This window comes from Anaerofustis stercorihominis (assembly GCF_005844425.1).
Taxonomy (GTDB): domain Bacteria; phylum Bacillota; class Clostridia; order Eubacteriales; family Anaerofustaceae; genus Anaerofustis; species Anaerofustis butyriciformans.
The window spans coordinates 48457-64721 of sequence record NZ_SPHL01000005.1; the positions used below are offsets into that span (position 1 = coordinate 48457).

At 27.8% G+C, this 16265-nt stretch carries 23 protein-coding genes and 1 pseudogene; 8 read left to right on the plus strand and 16 right to left on the minus strand.

Annotated features, from left to right (window positions below; all coding sequences use genetic code 11):
- Positions 1-38 precede the first annotated feature (38 nt).
- The 10 genes from FGQ49_RS02585 to FGQ49_RS02625 form a co-directional block, all read right to left on the minus strand.
- The gene (locus FGQ49_RS02585) at positions 39-305 is read right to left on the minus strand and encodes a hypothetical protein (protein WP_138268351.1); all 267 of its coding nucleotides are present in this window, start codon (positions 303-305) and stop codon (positions 39-41) included.
- A 55-nt stretch (positions 306-360) separates the two neighbouring features.
- Positions 361-777 carry a hypothetical protein gene (locus tag FGQ49_RS02590; protein WP_138268352.1) on the minus strand — a complete coding sequence of 139 codons (417 nt, stop codon included), beginning with the start codon at positions 775-777 and terminating at the stop codon, positions 361-363.
- 178 nt (positions 778-955) lie between these two features.
- Positions 956-1303: a hypothetical protein gene (locus tag FGQ49_RS02595; RefSeq protein WP_138268353.1), complete on the minus strand. Its 348-nt coding sequence runs from the start codon at positions 1301-1303 to the stop codon at positions 956-958.
- 1 nt (position 1304) lies between these two features.
- A complete protein-coding gene (locus FGQ49_RS10500) occupies positions 1305-1475 on the minus strand; it encodes a hypothetical protein (RefSeq protein ID WP_195323102.1) in 171 nt (56 codons plus the stop codon).
- Complete coding sequence (locus tag FGQ49_RS02600) at positions 1475-1678, minus strand: hypothetical protein (RefSeq protein WP_138268354.1); 204 nt, start codon at positions 1676-1678, stop codon at positions 1475-1477. The genes FGQ49_RS10500 and FGQ49_RS02600 overlap by 1 nt, the downstream gene beginning before the upstream one ends.
- 17 nt (positions 1679-1695) lie before the next feature.
- On the minus strand, positions 1696-2460 hold the full coding sequence (locus FGQ49_RS02605; protein WP_171020565.1) for a DUF4373 domain-containing protein: 765 nt from the start codon (positions 2458-2460) through the stop codon (positions 1696-1698).
- Between the two features lie 162 nt (positions 2461-2622).
- Positions 2623-2871: a hypothetical protein gene (locus tag FGQ49_RS02610; protein ID WP_138268356.1), complete on the minus strand. Its 249-nt coding sequence runs from the start codon at positions 2869-2871 to the stop codon at positions 2623-2625.
- A gap of 202 nt (positions 2872-3073) precedes the next feature.
- Positions 3074-3286, minus strand: coding sequence for a hypothetical protein (locus tag FGQ49_RS02615; protein WP_138268357.1), 213 nt, complete (start codon positions 3284-3286; stop codon positions 3074-3076).
- A gap of 59 nt (positions 3287-3345) precedes the next feature.
- On the minus strand, positions 3346-3624 hold the full coding sequence (locus FGQ49_RS02620) for a helix-turn-helix domain-containing protein (RefSeq protein ID WP_138268358.1): 279 nt from the start codon (positions 3622-3624) through the stop codon (positions 3346-3348).
- Between the two features lie 134 nt (positions 3625-3758).
- Positions 3759-3947, minus strand: coding sequence for a helix-turn-helix transcriptional regulator (locus FGQ49_RS02625; protein ID WP_138268359.1), 189 nt, complete (start codon positions 3945-3947; stop codon positions 3759-3761).
- Between the two features lie 114 nt (positions 3948-4061).
- Here FGQ49_RS02625 and FGQ49_RS02630 point away from each other — a divergent pair, with 114 nt between their 5' ends.
- Complete coding sequence (locus tag FGQ49_RS02630) at positions 4062-4427, plus strand: hypothetical protein (protein ID WP_138268360.1); 366 nt, start codon at positions 4062-4064, stop codon at positions 4425-4427.
- A 147-nt stretch (positions 4428-4574) separates the two neighbouring features.
- On the opposite strand, the gene FGQ49_RS02635 is transcribed toward FGQ49_RS02630, so the two are convergent.
- Positions 4575-4769, minus strand: a complete 195-nt coding sequence (locus FGQ49_RS02635; RefSeq protein WP_243112209.1) for a helix-turn-helix domain-containing protein — start codon at positions 4767-4769, stop codon at positions 4575-4577.
- 192 nt (positions 4770-4961) lie between these two features.
- Between FGQ49_RS02635 and FGQ49_RS02640 the strand changes: the two genes are divergently transcribed.
- From FGQ49_RS02640 to FGQ49_RS02665, 6 genes are all read left to right on the plus strand, one after another.
- Positions 4962-5570 (plus strand): LexA family protein, encoded by a 609-nt coding sequence (locus FGQ49_RS02640; protein WP_138268361.1) that lies wholly within the window; start codon positions 4962-4964, stop codon positions 5568-5570.
- A 35-nt stretch (positions 5571-5605) separates the two neighbouring features.
- Positions 5606-7096, plus strand: coding sequence for a DUF4041 domain-containing protein (locus FGQ49_RS02645; protein ID WP_138268362.1), 1491 nt, complete (start codon positions 5606-5608; stop codon positions 7094-7096).
- Between the two features lie 59 nt (positions 7097-7155).
- Positions 7156-7809, plus strand: a complete 654-nt coding sequence (locus FGQ49_RS02650; RefSeq protein ID WP_138268363.1) for a tetratricopeptide repeat protein — start codon at positions 7156-7158, stop codon at positions 7807-7809.
- Positions 7810-8034: 225 nt separating this feature from the next.
- A complete protein-coding gene (locus FGQ49_RS02655; protein WP_138268364.1) occupies positions 8035-8904 on the plus strand; it encodes an Abi family protein in 870 nt (289 codons plus the stop codon).
- A gap of 158 nt (positions 8905-9062) precedes the next feature.
- Positions 9063-10175 carry a tyrosine-type recombinase/integrase gene (locus FGQ49_RS02660; RefSeq protein ID WP_138268365.1) on the plus strand — a complete coding sequence of 371 codons (1113 nt, stop codon included), beginning with the start codon at positions 9063-9065 and terminating at the stop codon, positions 10173-10175.
- A gap of 360 nt (positions 10176-10535) precedes the next feature.
- Positions 10536-11432, plus strand: a complete 897-nt coding sequence (locus FGQ49_RS02665) for a DUF4352 domain-containing protein (protein ID WP_138268366.1) — start codon at positions 10536-10538, stop codon at positions 11430-11432.
- Between the two features lie 99 nt (positions 11433-11531).
- Here the strand turns inward: FGQ49_RS02665 and FGQ49_RS02670 are convergent, their stop codons facing one another.
- Complete coding sequence (locus tag FGQ49_RS02670) at positions 11532-12062, minus strand: DUF1836 domain-containing protein (RefSeq protein WP_138268367.1); 531 nt, start codon at positions 12060-12062, stop codon at positions 11532-11534.
- A gap of 141 nt (positions 12063-12203) precedes the next feature.
- Between FGQ49_RS02670 and FGQ49_RS02675 the strand changes: the two genes are divergently transcribed.
- A complete protein-coding gene (locus FGQ49_RS02675; protein WP_138268368.1) occupies positions 12204-13067 on the plus strand; it encodes a DegV family protein in 864 nt (287 codons plus the stop codon).
- An 88-nt stretch (positions 13068-13155) separates the two neighbouring features.
- On the opposite strand, the gene rplT is transcribed toward FGQ49_RS02675, so the two are convergent.
- From rplT to FGQ49_RS10595, 4 genes and pseudogenes are all read right to left on the minus strand, one after another.
- Positions 13156-13509 carry a 50S ribosomal protein L20 gene (gene rplT / locus FGQ49_RS02680; RefSeq protein ID WP_138268369.1) on the minus strand — a complete coding sequence of 118 codons (354 nt, stop codon included), beginning with the start codon at positions 13507-13509 and terminating at the stop codon, positions 13156-13158.
- 17 nt (positions 13510-13526) lie between these two features.
- A complete protein-coding gene (gene rpmI / locus FGQ49_RS02685; protein ID WP_138268370.1) occupies positions 13527-13721 on the minus strand; it encodes a 50S ribosomal protein L35 in 195 nt (64 codons plus the stop codon).
- Between the two features lie 21 nt (positions 13722-13742).
- Positions 13743-14261: a translation initiation factor IF-3 gene (gene infC, locus FGQ49_RS02690; protein WP_138268371.1), complete on the minus strand. Its 519-nt coding sequence runs from the start codon at positions 14259-14261 to the stop codon at positions 13743-13745.
- Positions 14262-15138: 877 nt separating this feature from the next.
- Positions 15139-16170, minus strand: a pseudogene (locus FGQ49_RS10595) (threonine aldolase family protein); the annotation flags it as partial.
- Positions 16171-16265 lie beyond the last annotated feature (95 nt).

Below are 16265 nucleotides of genomic sequence, written 5' to 3' on the forward strand. Positions count from 1 at the left end.
TTAATATTATAATAATTAATTATTTTACCATATTTTAATTATTTGTTCAAATAATAATCTTTTATTTTGAAACATCTATACCATACTTCTCTACCACAACAATTTCCTTTAATATACGTTTTTTCAAAAATATCAGATTTATCTAATGAATTTAATATTGAATCGATATTATTTAAAGGATGTGATCTTTTTAAATTTAGCTTGCTTGCACATTCCTCAAATATAAAAGGTGTCCCTTTCCATATATATTCAATATCTTTACTAAGCATCAAATCTTTTATACATTCAGCAATGGTATAATACATAACAATTCTCCTTTTAATAATTATTATAATAGTATATGCAATAAAAAAAATTATTTTATAAAAAAATATAACAAATTAAAGATAATACTTTCTTACGCATCACATAATAATTACTTTTACTAATTCCCAGCTCCATATAAACCTCATAATCCCTACACCTAAAAAAATACTTCCCTTCAATAATCTTTCTTCCAGTATCGTCAAGCAGCTCTAAACCTTTTTCCACCCTTTCACAAAATATCTCATTAAGCCTTATCCTTTTTTCTATTCTTTCTCTTTTTTCAAGATAACTTATTACCTTGTTTTCGGTGATGTTATTTATATTAGAGGTATTTACTTTCACATCATCAAAACTTACGGAAAAAATATCTCCCGTAAGCCTTAATTCTTTTAATTTTAATTTGTCGGTTTCTATTTGTTTTTTCCTTAAAGGATATAAGTAAAGTACCCTTTCGATGTCTTTTGTGTTCAACCCATACCTCCGATTAAAAATAGATAAAAAAGTAAAATCATTCCTTTTATGTAAAAAGTAGCTACTATTAAAAATACTGATATTAGAAACATCAATATAATAAAAATTACTTTCTTCACATTCCTCCTTACCTCCTTTCATTTTCATAATTCATATTAAACAAACTTATCTTTAACTTTTAATCTTCAGCCCTTTCCTTTGCTTCTTTAACTTTTTTTAAAAACACTTCATCTACTTCTTTTTTAGTAAGCTTCTTTTTGCAGCCTTTAATATTACATCCTCTACGCTTACCCATTATGCATAAATAATTACAATAATTAGTTCCGTTGCCAAATCTGCCTAAAAAGATACAACCACTACAGCCTTTTAAAAGATTTTCTTCATTCTGCTTTGATATTTTAAGTCTTGATGCCATAGCTCTTACGGTGCTTTCTCTTTTATTAATTCTCCTTCCAATTTCGGTTGCGGAAAGTATACCGTAATTATTCTTAAAAAAATCTATCTCTATTTCACTCCAACGTCCCATTTTATTTCTCCAAACTTATCCTCACAGTTGTTTCGTCGTTATTTAATAAAATACCTTTAAAACTCTTACAGTAATCATTTTTATATTTTGTACTCTTGTTTTTATAGCAATATATGTAATTTATCTTATCTGTATTTTTCTTGTGCTTACAGTTTTCGCATTTAATTTGCATTAGTAATCTCCTTTCATAATCTTTAACTCCTCTTTAACTTCGTTGTTTTCTATGTATTCATCAAAGGTGAACTCTTCAAGTCTCTTTACTTCTGCCTTTAAACCTTTAATAATTTGCTTTAGTTCTTTGTTCTCTTCCTTTAACTCATCATGTTTGTTTTTTAATCGATGATATTTTGTTTTGTATATTAAAAAATCAATCATACTTATACCTTTCTTTATTACTGCATCATTTTTATAATGTCTTTTTCATCGTAATATTCATAATCAATATCAGCTTTAATTGTTTCTTTTGTGCTATTAATTTTCTTGACTTTTTCGTTTTGTTCCCATGATTTTATACTTGCTTTCCAGTCTGTCATTTTATTCTTACCTACATACCAGTTTTTACTTTCATAAAAGTTATAGAACTGTAGAGGGTTTATATTATTTTTTCTCTTTTGGCAATACTCCTCTACTTCGGCAATAGTAGGTTTAACAAACTTACGCTGCTTATATATATTTTCTTTACTTTTATTTACTTTACTTTCCTTTACTTTACTTTGTTCTTCTTTGCATACATTTTTATCATTTATGTATGCAAATTCCTCTTCTTCGCCTGCATTTTGATAATTTTGTATACCATTAATAAGAAGGTATTCTTTTTTAACTTCAACGACCTTTCTTCTCTTAACTATGGTAAAATATCTTTTTTGTATTCCCTTTGAAGTTAAGATAGAATATTTGTCGTATAATTCTTTGTTAAAAATACCCCTTTTAAGAGCTTTATTGATTATCTCGGAAACAACACCGCAACCAACTCCTATATCGTGAGAAAACAACAGCATAACCTCCGAGTTCCAGTGACAGAAATAACCTTCAGCATAAATCTTTTGATAAAGTTTTATTATTACACCAAAGCCTTTTAAGCCAAATTCTGCCTCCAAGAGTTTAAAATTATCGTCCAGGTATACATCAAGAGGAAAATAGTTAACGCCATTTTTCATGATGTACTCCTTTTTAAAAGACAGCATTGCAACCCTTATTTGAACAGCAATACCACCTTATAATATTCTTTTAATTTGAGGGGAATAAGTCCACAAGGAGAAACCTCCTTAAATTTTTATTTATATAAACACGTCCCCTCTTCGTGCTTAAAACTTATTAATCTATAAATTTATGTATGGATACTTTTTCTTTAAGTTATAAATAAATTGTTTCTTTTCAAGCTCCAAAGCCTGTATATTATTATTTAACTCAAGTACATGATCCATAAGCCTTTCCATATCTAGAGTGAAAAGCATAACCTTATTATTATTTTTAAGTGCGTTTATCATCTCTTCAAATATGTAACTTACCTGTCCTTTGTAAAGCCCGTTTACAAGTACCAAATATTCATCATAAACATCTTTTTTCATCTTTTACCCCCATACAATATAGGCAATATATCTGCCAATAATTTCTGCAATACACATTGAAATAATAGAAAATAAGGCAGTAAAAAATATGTACTTGAAATTAAGTTTTATAAATGATAAAATTTGTAATAGTAACATATGTTTAATCTCGTGTCTTTGTTTCCCAGCAAGCACGGGATTTTTATTTATCTTTTTCATATCTTTACCCCTTTTTTTCTTCCATTTGTATAGATACATCAACTATTCCGTTAACAATCTTTTTTACCTCTTCATCGGAAATATTAAGCATTCCTTTAAGATTATCAATAATAAGTTTTAATGAAAAAACCATATCAAAAAAGCTTATCTCCTTTGAAATTTCCATTGCCATATCTCTACTTTTAAAATCCTTTTTAATGCAAATTATATCTTCCATTTTTCCTCCTAAATTTTAAGTACACTATGGTTCATGGTCCTTATGCTATCCCACAATATTTATTTTTTTAATTTAATAAGATACTCATGTAAACCGTCAGTGTAATCTCCTTGTTTTTCTTCTTGTGAAAATATATAAGGCATTGCCGAGTATGACATTCCTATAACATCAAGAAGTTTAAACATATCATCTCTTGACCACTCATACTCTCCCCTCATTCGCTTTATAACATAGCTTTTAGTCTTGCCAATCATTTCCGGCAAATCACCAGACATTGTAATATCACATCGTCTAAGCCAGTACTTAAGCTCAGGGAACTTGGTTTTTCTCATTGACATTTTCTTCTCCTTTCTCTTAAAGACTAAAATCCCGACCGCAAATATATATATGTAAATTTGGAGGATACAAAAGCAGTAGGACGCAGTTCTTTTGTGATCGGGGCTTTAGCCTTTAAGGAATTTAATCGTTAAGTTTAGAAAAATGAATCTAAACTTATATTGAAATAGTCGGCAATAGCTTTAATGCTTTCTATTCTAGGCACCCTCTTTTCCCTCTCCCAGTACTCTATCGCCCTTTGACTTACACCTATTTCCTTTGCCAAAGTTAAGGTTGAAATACCGTTTTTTTCTCGAAGTTCTCTTATTTTCTTTCCTATTGACATTACTTTTCTCCTTTTTAATCTTTTTTTAATTGACTTTGTTTAATGAGTTTTTTATAATATATATAGAACGTATGTTCTAAAATGTAAATACTTTAGAAAGGTGGTGAAACTACTATGACATTAAACATAAGCGAAATTATTTCAGGTATAGCTTTAATTATTTCTGTTACATCAACAATATCTGGTCCATTAATTAATTCAAGATATCAATTAAAAATCAAAAAAATTGAATTATTTCAACCTAAACGAATAGAAGTAATTGATAAATACATTAAAAATGCAGCATTAAGAATTAATAAATATTATCATGATGAATTTAAGCTGTATAAAGACCGTGTTCTTATGTACATTCCAGACAAAAATCTACAATCACAAATAGTTAAATTAAACCAACTTATTCTCAATGATAAATATGAAGAAGCTAAACCATTATTAGAAGAATTATCAACTGAACTATCTAAATTGATAGATATAAAATAATGCCCATATTCCCCACATAATAAATACAATAACTGCGCATAAAATAGGATTTAATGCACCCTCATATTTTTGTAATACGGTTGCGTTTATTATTATTGCTATAATACAAAACAATGTTATAGCCACAAAAAACCAATCCATCTTTTTCTACTCCTCTAAAAAATAATTAATATCCACGCCGAAATAATCTGCGACTTTTTTTATTTTGTCAATTTTAGGTTTACTTTTACCATGTTTCCATTCTGAAAATAATGTTGGATACAGTCCTGTTTCTTTTGCTACTCTATAAGCCGAAATATTTTGTTTTTCTAATAATTTTTCAAATTTTTCATACATGTCCATCAATTAATACCTCCTTTCTATATTTTTAATCAAATTTATATTGCAATTAGTTAGAAAATTCTATATAATATATAAAAGATTAAATGTGATTATTAGGATTTTCTAACTTACAGTAAGATTATATATTAGATTTTCCTAATTGTCAATATATTTTATTAGAATTTTCTAATTTTATATTTTAGGAGAAATACAATGTATAAAATTTATTGTCAGCTCAGAGATAAAAAAGGAGTAAAAGATGCTGAAGTTGCAAGAAATACAAAAATTGCTCCGTCTGTATTTTCTGAGTGGAAAAAGGGTAAAAGTAATCCTAAACAGGATAAGTTACAAAGAATAGCAGATTACTTTGGAGTAAGCATAGAATATTTAATGACAGGAGAAGAAAGAACAACTATTACACAAAGCCCCCACCCTTATATACCAATTCTTGGTAAAGTAATTGCAGGAGTTCCCGTTGAAGCGGTGGAAGATGTTATAGGAAAGATACAAATAAACGAAAATCTTGCCAAAACAGGTAACTTCTTCGCTCTTGAAGTAAAGGGAGACAGTATGCAGCCAAGATTACAAGAGAGAGATATTGTAGTGGTAAAAGAGCAGGCAGATGTTGAAAGCGGACAAATTGCCATTGTATGTGTAAACGGCGATGAATACACTATAAAGAAAATCAAAAAAAGCGAAAGCGGTATTACTCTTATACCATTTAACCCTGCTTATGAACCTATATTTTACAGCAATGAAGAAATCGAAAGTTTACCCGTTGAAATCAAAGGACGAGTTGTTCAATTTCATGGAAATTTGTAGAACAAGAAGCAAATATCAAGAAAGGATACAATGCCATGTTCGATAACTTCAAATTAACAAAGCAAAGAGAAAAACAATTAAAAGAAGAGATTAAAAAATCAAAAGAAGAATATAAAGCATTACAAAAACAAAAAAAGGAAAAAACTTCAATATTCAATAAATGTAATTTATGTGGCAGCAGAAATGTTGTTTTAAATGAATATGGGGTATGTCAAGCATGCGAAATAAAACAATTAAAAAATGCCCTTCTTCCAGAATACAATAATCTTGAATATTTAACAAATGAAATTGAAAAAGAAAACATAACCCTTTCCAAAATAAAACAAGAAATAACAGAAAAAGAAGATAAATTAAAATCTTTAATTCAAATTGATAAAGAAAATGAAACTCTTTTAACATTAAAAGAAGAAATAAGTATTTGTGAGAAAAAATTAACATCTTTAAATCAAGAAATAATAATAAAAGAAAAAGAAGTTTTTACATTGGATGACACAATTTTACTTCAAAATTTCGGTTTATATGAACCTACATATGACTTTGCTTTATCAATAGAATACAAAGAAGAACTTAATAAGATAAGAAACAAACAAAAAGAAATGGTAAGAAACAAAACGGCAGTTGAATATTATGACGGCTGGACGGTTAACGGAAGCAAAGCTGAAGGCAGAAAAATGACAAACAGCAATATAAAACAAATACTTCGTACCTTCAACAACGAATGTGATACATTAATTGAAAAAGCTAAGTTTAATAATATTGATAAAATCAAACAAAGAATTGAGAAATCATATGAACAGCTAAATAAAATGAATGCTTCTGTGCAAATCAAACTTACACCTGCATATTTAAAATTAAAATTCGATGAATTAACTCTTGCTTATGAATATCAAGTAAAAAAACAACAAGAGAAAGAAGAAGAAAGAGAAAGAAGAGAAGCTTTAAGAGAACAACAAAAACTTGAAAAAGAAATAAGAGAAGCAAGAAATAAAATATTGAAAGAAAAGAAACATTTTAACAATGCCATAAAAGAGGCACAAAAACAACTTGAGCTAACATTAGACGAAGATGAACGAACAGGACTTTTAGATAAAATAAAAGAACTTGAACAACAGCTAAAGAATATTGACAGTGAAGAAAAAGTAATAGATTACAGAGAAAAGAACGCCAAAGCAGGATATGTTTATATAATTTCAAATATAGGTGCTTTTGGAGAAGATGTATACAAAATAGGAATGACAAGAAGACTCGAACCAATGGATAGAATAAAAGAACTTGGGGACGCATCCGTTCCATTTTCCTTTGATGTTCATGCTCTAATATTCTCAGAAGATGCACCAAAACTTGAAAGCAAACTACATGAACATTTCTTTAATGACAGAATAAACAAATTAAACAACAGAAAAGAATTTTATAAAACAAAACTTGAAGAAATAGAAAAAGTAGTAAAAGAAAATTATGATAAAACCGTTGAATTTACGGAAATTGCACAGGCGGAGCAATACAGACAATCAATTCGTATTAAGTAAAAGATGGAATGAAATATAGCAACGTTTATAATTTAAATTTATAAAAGGAGGAAATTGTTATGAAAATAGGATTAAGAACACCAAGCTTAAAAAAATCTTTTAAAGCAAGAACAACAGGCAAATTAAAAAGACAAATGAAAAGAACTATTAATCCCATATACGGTAAAAAAGGTGTGGGAATGATAACAAACCCTAAAAAAGCTGTCTACAATAAAGTTTATAACAAAACAACAGTAGGATTAAACGATATAATAAAATCATCTCCAAACAAACAAAATAAAAAATCTTCTATCGTACAAAACATAAATACGGCAGAAGATACATCATGGAAACAAGAAGCAGCAATGTGGAACAGTTATGACAGAGAAGTAAAACACGTTGCAGATAGATATTTTAGTTTACATCATAAAATTGAAGAAAACTGGTCAAAATTATTTCAATCAAAACAATATAATTCTAAATTAGCCGATATAATTGAAAAAGACTGTATAAAAGATATTGAGTATTACATGGAAATGAGAAAAATAGACATAAAATATAAACTTAGTTCTCCAAACGATATACCTGCCCTAAGAAGACTTGCCATGTTATATGAAAAACAAGGGCGATATGAAGAAGCAGTAAAAGCATGTAATAATGCAATATCTCTTGGAATGGATGAACATAAAAGGCTTGAGAGAATATTAAAAAAACAAATAAAAAGTTTTAAATAAATATAGAAAAATAGTAAATATTAAAAAAATATTTAATTAAGTATAAAAATAGTTCCAGTAAGTGAATTTTTTCTAAAGATCTTTAAAAATTATTGAATTCTTTAAGCTTATTACATATAATAATAATGAAAGAACCAACGTGCCTATGTTGTTTTTCAATATGCGAACCAGTTGGACAGTGTGGATGAGCTTACTGAGGTAGGCTCATTTTTTTTAGGAGAAATAATGAAAATAAAAAAGGCAACAACCGTAGAAGAACAAATTGATATTTTAAAAAATAGAAATATGATTATTGAAGATGAAGAATCCGCTAAAAATTTTTTATTAAATATTAATTATTATAGATTTACCGGATATACTTATCTCTTTAGAAATAGTGATGATACATTCGAGCAAAATATAACTTTTAATGAAATAAAAAAAATTTATAAAGCAGATAAAAATTTAAGAATAATATTATTCAAATATATTTCTATTATTGAAATAGAATTTAAAACCCATATAGCTTATGAGCTATCAAATGCCATTCAAACAGAAACTTATTTATACTATAGTGATGATTTATATTTCAACAAAGAACATTTTGAACAATTCAAAGAAAATTTAAATATTAATAAAGAGAAATCAAAAGATAAATTATTTATTAAACATTATAATGAAAAGTATAATGGCATTCTTCCTTTATGGGTTGCAACAGAAATAATTAGTTTAGGTGATATATCTAGATTTTATAATAATTTAAAAAGTAAATATGCACAATTAATATCAAAACATTATTACAATATTAACGATGATACGTTAAAATCATGGTTTTTCACAATTTCATCTATAAGAAATTCTTGTGCCCATCATAATAGACTATATAAAACACATCTAAAAGCAGTACCTAAAAACCATGGAAGTTTAAATTTTAAAAGAGATATATCTAGTGCAATTATTATTATTGGTGTTTTATTAAGAAAAGAAGACAGAAAAAAATATATTGAGGAAATAAATGACTTTATAGAAAATAATAGAGGATCATTATTTTCAGCTAAATCAGCTTATGGATTAGATAAGAAAAAATACATAAATGCAATAAACTCTATTACATAAAGCCAAAGTACCTTAAAGCAATAAAAACTCCTCTACCTCGGCAAAGGTAAAAGAGTTAAAATAAGTGTCATTGACACCTACAAATCAAATATATTATAAGTCAATGGCACTCTAAAATCAATAGAACAAACTTCGAACATGAAAGGAGTGTTATTTTTATGCAAAAAAGAATAAATACTGCAAAATGGAACGGAACAAGATGGAGAATTGACGTTCAAAAAGATGGAGTAAGAAAAAGTTTTTACAGTTCAAAGAAAGGAAGAAACGGACAAAGAGAAGCAAACAAAAAGGCTGACGAGTGGTTAGAACAAGATTTAATAACAGATATTAGAATTTGTGATTTACAAGAAAAAATGATTGAAGAAAAATGGCAGATGAAAGAAATCGGCTCCAGCAGATACGCAAGATATAAAAGTATTTATAATTGTTGGGTAAAACCAATAGGAAACAAAAAGATGAGAGAGCTTACACAACAAGATATTCAATCCATTTTAAATAAAGCATGTAAAAAAGGAAAATCACAAGGAACTATAAAAGAAATAAAATCATGGTTTAACGAACTTTGTAAATATGGAAGAAAATGCAAGGTAACATCACTTGTTCCAATAGATTTATACATTCCCAAAAAAGCAAAAAAACTACAAAAAAGGGACAGTCTTACAGAACAAGAAATAAAAATATTATTTTCGTCAAACAAAACCACAGTATACACTAAAGTATGTGAAGATGATTATATAAATTTATATAGATTTGCCTGTATTACAGGTCTAAGAAGAGGCGAAATTATAGGTCTTAAATGGAGTGATTTCAAAATAAAGGATAATTATACTCTAATGGAAATAAAAAGGTCTATAAATGAAAATAGAGAAATTACATCAGGTAAAACAAATAATGCTAAAAGAAAACAAGTATTACCTCAAATAGCAGTAAAAATATTAAAAAATCAAAAAGAACTTTTAAAAAAACATAAAATCATATCAAGTTATGTTTTTCCGGATATAGATACTGGAAATTTTATTACTCCAGACAGAATAACAAGACGATTTAATAACTATGTGAAATATAATAATCTAAATGACAGAATAACACTTCATTGGTTAAGACACACATTTTTTACAAATCTCTATTCTTATATTGAAGAAAATATTCTAAAAGAAATGGGAGGACACGCCGAGAAAATGGATACGGGTATATATATTCATGCAACAGATAATCAGCTTATAAATGCATCAAAAAGTGTCGATAATATATTTGAAACACTAATAAAATAAAGTGCGGTCAAAAGTGCGGTATTTTTATAATATTTTTTATTTTAATACCCACAAATCCTTTTATTTAAAGGCTTTTAATAAGAAGTTACCTTTCCATCACTCGCACCAACTTAATAATTTAAAATAAAAAAACAAAATAACCAAAATACGCAGACATGCTATATTAAAGGATTTTAGAAGATGAATAATTCGAGTAAATAAATTTCAAAAGACGGAAATATCGTCTTTTTTTATTCTTATAATTTTTATTAAAATTAATATATTTTTATGATATAATATTTACTATAAAATGGAAACAATATAAAACATTTTATTTCACAAAATATTCTAATACAATAATATAATAAAGGGGAAATGATTATGAAAATGTCAAAAAAAGAAGAAAAAAGATTAAAAGAAGAAATTGCACAAGAACAGGCTAAGTTAGGTATACCGCCGAAAAAAAAAAGCAAAGGAAAAAAGATAGCAATAATTGTCGGAGTAATTGTTGTGGTTCTTTTACTTCTCGCTATGTGTGGCGGAGGTGGTAATACAGACTCAACTCCAATAACAAATGAAGAAATTACTGAACTATATACAGACCCTTCTTCATTTACAGGCAGAACTTTTACATTTACAGGACAAGTTCTTTCTGTTGAACAAGATGGAAATGTATATGGTATTCAAGCATGGTATGATGTTAAAAATTTAGATAAAAATACATTAATATACTACTATGCTTCTGAAGATGAAAATTTTTCAATAAAAGAAAATGATTTTATAAAAGCAACAGGAACAATTAATGGTACTTTTACAGGAACAAACCTTTTAGGCGGAACAGTAGAGCTTCCAGAAATGGATGCTGATAAGGTAGAAATTGTATCGTATGAAGAAGTTGTATCCCCTGCAAATAAAACAATAGAGTTAGATAAAACAAGTAAAAAAGGTAATGCTTCTTTTACTATTGAAAAAATAGAATTAGCAGATGATGAAACAAGGGTATATGCTACTTTAAAAAACAATGGTAGTTCCTCTATTTCTTTTTATTCTTATGACGCAAAATTAATACAAGGCGGAGAACAAATATCAACACAAGACGATTTTTACGTTGAAGGATATCCTGAAATAGAATATGATTTAAACAGTAAAGCTAAATCATCTGGAATTATAACATTCCCAAAAATAGACAAAGATAAAAACTTTACTTTAAAATTCCCATTTTATGATAATGAAGATTTCAATGAATATACTTTTTCTTTCGATATAAAGGTAAAATAATACAATCAAAAAATATATGAATATAAAGTCTTGTATTTTTATTAAAATAAAAAACAAAGGGGCAAAATGCCCCTTTTATTTTTAATAAAAAAGAAAAGCTTAATGCTTTTCTTCATCTTCTTTAAATAGTAAATATTTTTGTAAATAAATTTTATTTGCAAGAGACTTTGTCGCAAGTCTTACAATTTTTGCTTCATGAGTATTGTTTGAACTTTCTTCTACATCATCATCTTCAATAAATGCAATTCTAAAAGCTTTTTCCATTTCTCTGGCAAAATAATCATAAGCTTCCTCTATCGGATATGTATCTATTTGTATTTTTATTAAATCACAAATTTCCGAAATTGATAAAATTTGTTTTAATGAACAAACTACAATTATATAGGCAATATGATGTTTAGTATACTTTTTCTTTACAGGAGGAGAAACCAAACCTTGCTTTACGTAATTGTTAACCATAGATGAAGTTATTAGTTTTTCTTTATCATTTATTTTAAACACTTCCAAAACATCCTCGGTAAAACTAATTACTTGATCCATATATAATTCAATATTTGGAAGTTCATTATATCTTGGAAAATGAAATTTTAAAATTTCTTTTGTATAAACTGATTCTTCAAATTTATTCATATCTTACTCCTTTTTAGAAGTATATCATCATGATTTTATGTTGTCAATAGTACATGAAAGCTCTTGACAAAGTATCATATATTATATAATATAATATTAAATAACAGATAAAATAATTTTTTAAATTAAAAGGAAATAACCATGAACAATAAAGAAAAAATCGCTATTATTACCGATTCAGGTACAGACGTTCCTCCAAAATATATCGAAAAATATAATATGTATGTTGTACCTCTTATAGTTAACTATGAAAATCAAAGCTATAGAGATGGAATTGATATCAATATAAATACAATATGTGAAAAATTAAAGGAAGAAATTCCAACAACTTCACTTCCTTCAATAGATGATATGATGGAAACATTTGAAAAAGTAATAACAGATGGATACAAAAAAGTCATAGTTATAACTATCTCAAGCGGTCTTAGCGGAACTCATAATGCAATGAGAATAGCAAGTGAATCCTTTGAAGATAAATTAGACATAATGCTTGTAGATACAAAAAATATAGATATAGGAGCAGGATTCACTGCAATAAGAGCAGGTGAACTTATTGAGCAAGGATATTCTTTTGATGAAATAAAAGAAAAATTAGATGATGCAATAAATAACACAAAAGTTTATTTTTGTGTTAAAACATTAGAATACCTAAGAAAAGGCGGAAGAATAGGTCTTGTTGCTTCAGTTGTAGGAACAGCACTTGATTTAAAGCCTGTTATATCTTGTAACAGCGACGGAATATATTATGTAGTATCAAAAGCAAGAGGAAGAAAAAAATCCATTAAAAAGGCTCTTAACGAAGCTAAAGAATATGCTAAACAATTTAAAGAATATAATATTGCCGTTGTAAATGTATGGTCAAAAGAAGAAGCCAAAGAAATTGAAGATAATATAAAAAATGATTTTCCAAACGTAAAAAGCGTTTTTGTAGGGGCTATATCTCCTGCTCTTGCAGTCCACACGGGACCTGGACTTATTGGAGTCGGAGTGCAAAAAATAAAATAATACCTAATGAATAAAAAGCTGTAATTAAATTTACGGCTTTTTATTTTTATATAAAAAAAGAACATAACAAAAGTTATGTTCTTATATTTTATAATGCATTTTTAGCAACTTCAACTAATTTAGCAAAAGCAGCTTCATCATTCATAGCAAGGTCAGCTAACATTTTTCTGTCGATTTCAACATTAGCTTTTTTAAGACCATTAATAAATCTTGAATAAGACATATCATTCATTCTTGTAGCTGCATTGATTCTTGTAATCCAAAGTTTTCTAAAATCTCTTTTTCTTTGTTTTCTACCTGCATAAGAACTTCTTAAAGCTCTCATTACAGCTTCGTTTGCAGGTCTGTATAATTTAGATTTAGCACCATAATAACCTTTTGCAAGTTTTAGTACTTTTTTATGTTTCTTTTTACTATTTAAACTTCTTTTTACTCTAGCCATATATTATTACCTTTTAACTACTTAACAATAATGTAGCTGATTGTTTTTTGGTCAGCTGCAGAAACGTAGCCACCCTTTCTTAATTTTCTTTTTCTCTTAGTTGTTTTTTTGTTTAAAATGTGATTTCTAAATGCTTTTTTTCTTTTGATAACGCCAGATTTATTTCTTTTAAATCTTTTAGAAGCGCCTCTATGAGATTTCATTTTAGGCATATTAATATCCGTCCTTTCCTACTATTTTTCTTTACCTTTAGCAGGTTGTAATGTCATTGTATAATTACGACCTTCTAACTTAGGTTGTTTCTCAATTGTTCCTACCTCATTAACCATAGAAGCAAATTTCAACAGTACTTCTTTACCTCTGTCAACATAAGCCATTTCTCTACCTCTAAATCTTACGGAAACTTTTACTTTATCTCCCGCTTTTAAGAATTTACGGCAGTTTTTAGCTTTTACTTCTAAGTCATGATCTTGTACTCTAACAGAAGTTCTGATTTCCTTAATGTTAACAACTTTTTGGTTTTTCTTATTTTCTTTTTCTCTTCTGTTTTGTTCATATTTGAACTTACCATAATCGAGAATTTTACAAACCGGTGGTTTTGCATCAGGTGAAACCTTAACTAAATCAAGATTTCTCTTATCAGCTTCTTTTAAAGCTTCTTGTGCAGACATTATACCAAGCATTGAGCCGTCATCACTGATAACTCTTACTTCTCTGTCTCTAATTTGTTCATTAATTTGAAAATCTTTAATTGAATCATACCTCCATGATTAAAAAAATAGATAGCAAAGAACTGCTACCTAAATATATCACTAAATAAATGTGTATATATTTACCAAACTAAATCCATGTTTGTTTGGTGAGAAGCAATTCTTCTACTTTGTTTTCTAAAAGAGTATATCACTAAACCCTTTTATTGTCAATGATTATTTAATATTTTTTATATAAAAGCATCTTGCAATGCAAGATGCTTAAAAATTAATCTTCAAATTCAAATTCACTGAAAAAATCCATATCACTGTCTTTTTTAAATACTACTTTATCGTCTTCCTTTGAATCTTTTTCATCAAAATTTGTATAATCTATTTCTGAAGAAAAAATATCTTCAAAAATATCTTTACTTTGAGTTTTTGCAGGTTCAATTTTTTCTTCCATTGGTTCAAAAGTTTCAAAGTCTAATTTTTTACTTTCAACTCTTTCACTCTTTTGAGGTTCAATATCTTCTTCCTTAATATCTTCTTCTACATATTCATTTTGAACAACTTCTTCTTTGGCAGGTTCACTAAATAAGTTTTCATCAATTGAATTGTCTTCAAAATAATTTTCCTCAGTTAAAGTTTCTTCTTCATGTTCATCCATAATATTAGAATCTTCAACAAAATCTTCTTCTTCGATTTCAACAGGTTCAACAAAATCCTCTTCTTGGAATTCTTCTATTACTTCTTCATCTGTAACTTCTTCAGGTATTATTTCTTCAACTTCTTCTACTTCCTCATTAGGAAAAACTTCATCTACAATTTCTTGAGATTCTTCAACAGCAACTTCTTCAGTAGCATTTGCTGTTTCTTCTATACCTGCATCTTCATGTTCTTCATGTAACTCTTTCATTAATTTTTCTTTTGCAATTGTAAGTTTAGCTAAATCTTTTAAGAATTCATCTACAGCTTTTTCAGTTGTTGCAAAAGATGTACAAAGTCTTATTACACTTTTTTCTTCACTTAATTTTTCCCATAATTCAAATGAATATTTCTTTAAAAGTACTTTCAAAATATCATTTGGAAGAATAGGAAATACTTGGTTCGTTGCAGACATTGAATAAAAACCATAACCTAAATTACCAATACCAAGTGTTAATTTATTTGCAAGTCTGTTTTCGTGTTTACCTATTTCAAAATATAACCCATCTTTAAATAGTTCAACAAACTGAACACCAAGAAGTCTGCCTTTTGCAATCATTCCACCATTTTGTTTAATATGATATCTAAAATCAACGTTCAATTCTTCGTTATTTATTACAAGTGCTTCACCGAATAATGCACCCATTTTTGTACCGCCAATATAGAATGCATCAGTTAAATTAGCTAAATCTTCCATTGTAACATCATTATCTACACAAGTAAGAGCTGAACCAAGCCTTGCTCCGTCTAAGTATAAATATAAGCCGTACTTATCACAAACTTCTCTTAATTTCTTAATTTCTTCTTTGGTATAAATAGTTCCAAGTTCTGTTGGATTTGAAATATATACCATTTTAGGTTTAACACAGTGTTCTCTTTCTTCATCATCAAAATGTTTTTTTGCAACTTCTTCAACGTCTGAAGCCAAAAGTTTACCGTTGTTTTCTTCTTTAACTATTATTTTATGACCTCTTGCTTCAATAGCACCTGATTCATGTACATTAATATGTGCAGTTGATGCTGCAATTACTCCTTCGTGAGGTCTTAGAGCCGAAGAAATAAAAGCTGTATTTGTTACAGTTCCTCCTGATAAAAAATGTACGTTGCTGTTTTCTCTTTTTATTAATTTTTTTATTATTTCACTTGCTTCTTCACAGTATTTATCTGTGCCATATCCGCTGCTTTGCTCAAAATTAGTTTTGATAAGTGCTGCCAATATATTTTTATGAGCACCTTCACTATAATCATTTGTAAAACTATACATAATAAACCCTCTATCTTTCGTCATAATAACTCATAATATATGATATAAAACTTTTATACTTTTTACAAGTAAAATATCAAAAAAAACCTTATTTT